Consider the following 3289-nt stretch of genomic DNA (forward strand, 5'->3'; position numbering starts at 1 on the left):
AGGGGCGCGAAGCGCCCCGATATTCTCAAACTTATACCCGGAACTGCCGCAACAACTGCTCCAGCTCTTCGCTCAGCTGCCCCAGCGCCATCCCGGCATCGCTGGACTGCCGCGCCGCATCGGCAGTCTGCTGCGACAACCCGGCAGTATCCAGCACGTTGCGGTTGATCTCCTCTACCACGTGCGACTGCTGCAAGGTGGCGCTGGCGATGGAGGCATTCAACGCCGTGAGGTTGTTCAGCGATTGGTTGATGGCATCCAGGCTTGCACCGGCCTCGCGGGCCTGCTCGACAGTCTGGCGCGAGGCCTCGCTGCTGGTGTCGATGGCCCTGACCGCAGCGTCCGACTGACTTTGCAGGTGCTCGATCATGGTATGGATCTCGGCCGTCGACTGCGCCGTGCGCTGGGCCAGCAGGCGCACCTCGTCGGCGACCACGGCAAAGCCACGGCCTTGCTCGCCGGCCCTCGCTGCCTCGATGGCTGCGTTCAGCGCCAGCAGGTTGGTCTGTTCGGCGATGGAGCGGATCACGTCCAGCACACCACCGATGCGCGTGCTGTGCCCGGCCAGGTCGCGTATCACCTGCACGGCCTGGTCGATGGTCAGCGACAGCCGGTCGATCTGTGCCAGGCTGCCGTGAATGGCCTCCTGGCCTTGGGCCACCTGTTGTTGCGCAGTGCGCATTTCACCAGCGGCCTGTTCGGCAGTCTTGGCCACGTCCTGCACGGCGTAGGTCACTTCGTTGACCGCGGTGGCCACCTGGTCCATCTGCAGCGATTGCTGGGCGCTGTGCTGTTGCGCGGCACCGGCATTGTCGCCGACATGCCCGGCGGACCGAGCCAGGGCATGGGCCGCGCCTTGCAACTGGCCGACCACGCCTTGCAGCTTGCCGTTGAAGCGGTTGAAGTGTTCGCCCAGGTGGGTGATTTCGTCACGGCCATGAGTGTCCAGGCGGCGGGTCAGGTCGCTTTCGCCGCTGGCGATGTTGCCCATGGCCTGCACCGCTTCCTGCAACGGGCGGGCGATGCTGCGGGCAATCAGCATGACCACCAGCGCCATCAGCAGGGCAATGGCCACGCCTACCAGCGAGGCGTCGCGCAACTGGCGGGTGAATTCGGCCTGCACATCGTCGACATACACGCCTGAACCAATGATCCAGCCCCAGGGCTTGAACAGTTGAATGTAGGAGGTCTTGGCCACCGGCTCGCTGGCCCCAGGCTTGGGCCAGCGGTAATTGACCGGCCCGCCCTCCTGCTGCCGGGCCAGGGCGACCATCTCGTTGAACACGGCAAAGCCGTCGGGGTCGCGGATGGCTGACAAGTCCTGGCCGTCGAGCTTGGGGTTGGCCGGATGCATGATCATCTTCGGCCCCAGGTCGTTGATCCAGAAGTAGTCGTTCTGGTCGTAGCGCAGCGCGCGTACCACTTGCAGTGCCTGTTGCTGGGCCGCTTCTCGGCTGAGCGTGCCGGCTGCCTCCAGGCCTTGGTAATAGGCCAGCACACCGGCTGCGGTCTGCACCACGTGGCGGGTCTTTTCCGCTTTGGCCTGGTACAGGTCACCGTGGATCTGACGCAGCATCAGCAGGCCCAATACCACCAGCATGGCCACCGCCACCAGAAGGATCAGCCACAGGCGGCGGCTGATAGACATCGATCTCAGGGTTTTCATACCACAGCTCCCGTATTGTTCTTTTTATTCAGGCCCATCCAAGCATGCTTTGCGCCAGGTCCCCACTCGACTAATGGCTAAGTGCTATTCATTCAATAGTCTGCAGCAGGTTGTACTAGGCGATTGCAAAGGCGCTCTGTCAGGATTTCGGCCGCGCAAGATGAAACCTTTAGGCGGCGTGAACTTTTCTACTGGCATTGCGCCCAACAGTCGCTGTAAAACAGCCGGGCCGCGTGCGGCAACTTCAAGCAAATCAAGAACAAGGGGCCTGCAACGAGCAGCGCTTCATCGGGGGAACGATGGATTTTTGGACTGCCTTCCAGGCAATCATCTTAGGTGTGGTCGAAGGGTTGACGGAGTTTCTACCGATCTCCAGCACCGGCCACCAGATCATCGTCGCCGACCTGATCGGGTTTGGTGGCGAACGGGCCATGGCTTTCAACATCATCATTCAGCTGGCGGCGATCCTGGCGGTGGTGTGGGAGTTTCGCGGCAAGATCTTCGACGTGGTCTTCGGCCTGACCAGCCAGCCCACGGCGCGGCGATTCACCGGTAACCTGTTGCTGGCCTTCCTGCCGGCAGTGGTGCTGGGCGTGCTGTTCGCCGACCTGATTCACGAATACCTGTTCAACCCGGTCACCGTGGCGGCTGCGCTGGTGGTGGGCGGGGTGATCATGCTCTGGGCCGAGCGCCGCGAGCACCGTGTGGAGGTGGACCATGTGGACGACATGCGCTGGAGCCACGCGCTGAAGATCGGCTTCATCCAGTGCCTGGCGATGATCCCGGGCACTTCGCGCTCCGGCTCGACCATTATCGGTGGCCTGCTGTTCGGCCTGTCGCGCAAGGCGGCGACCGAGTTCTCGTTCTTCCTGGCGATGCCGACCATGGTCGGCGCGGCGGTGTATTCGGGCTACAAGTACCGCGACCTGTTCCAGCCCGGCGACCTGCCGGTATTTGCCATCGGCTTCGTGACCTCGTTCATCTTTGCCATGATTGCCGTGCGTGGGCTGCTCAAGTTCATTGCCAACCACAGCTACGCGGTGTTCGCATGGTATCGCATTGCTTTTGGTCTGCTGATTCTGGCGACCTGGCAGTTCGGCTGGGTTGACTGGGCGACAGCTCATGGCTGAGGTGGCACGTAGGCAAAGGGGGGAGGGCGTACGCAATGTGCGCCTGAAACTGCTGCTGTTGGGCCTGCTGTGCCTGCTGCCGGGCCTGGGCGCGGCGCGCATGGCCTGGGTCGACCAGGCCTGGTGGCCGCTGGCGCTGTACCCGGCAATGAGCCTGATCAGCCTGTTGCTGTATTGGCAGGACAAACAGCAGGCGCGCACCCAGGCCTGGCGTACGCCCGAGAAGGTGCTGCATGCCAGTGAGCTGCTGGGCGGCTGGCCGGGGGCGCTGTTGGCGCAGCAGCTGTATCGGCACAAGACGCGCAAGCTGTCGTACCAGCTGGTGTTCTGGGGGATTGTGCTGGTGCATCAGGTGTTCTGGGCGGACTGGCTGTTTCTTGGCGGGCGGCATCTGCCCTTCAGTTGATATGTGACTGTGCCGGCCTCTTCGCGGGCTTGCCCGCTCCCACAGGTACTCCACTGGTCTTGAGGGCAGTGAAAACCCTGTGGGCCG

The 3289-nt window shown here is 63.2% G+C and carries 3 protein-coding genes and 1 pseudogene; 2 read left to right on the forward strand and 2 right to left on the reverse strand.

Annotated features, from left to right (window positions below; genetic code table 11):
* Positions 1–31: 31 nt before the first annotated feature.
* Positions 32–766, reverse strand: a complete 735-nt coding sequence (locus tag ACK1U9_RS01640) for a methyl-accepting chemotaxis protein (RefSeq protein ID WP_414602604.1) — start codon at positions 764–766, stop codon at positions 32–34.
* 138 nt (positions 767–904) lie between these two features.
* Positions 905–1666, reverse strand: a pseudogene (gene mcpP / locus ACK1U9_RS01645) (methyl-accepting chemotaxis protein McpP); the annotation flags it as partial.
* A 299-nt stretch (positions 1667–1965) separates the two neighbouring features.
* Here mcpP and ACK1U9_RS01650 point away from each other — a divergent pair.
* Together ACK1U9_RS01650 and ACK1U9_RS01655 are read left to right on the forward strand one after the other, a co-directional pair.
* Entirely contained in the window at positions 1966–2796 is an 831-nt protein-coding gene (locus tag ACK1U9_RS01650; protein ID WP_085598567.1) for an undecaprenyl-diphosphate phosphatase, read from the forward strand.
* Complete coding sequence (locus tag ACK1U9_RS01655; protein ID WP_449109630.1) at positions 2789–3202, forward strand: DUF1294 domain-containing protein; 414 nt, start codon at positions 2789–2791, stop codon at positions 3200–3202. Before ACK1U9_RS01650 ends, ACK1U9_RS01655 begins: the two co-directional genes overlap by 8 nt.
* Positions 3203–3289: the final 87 nt, after the last annotated feature.

Source organism: Pseudomonas sp. XP1 (assembly GCF_053557675.1).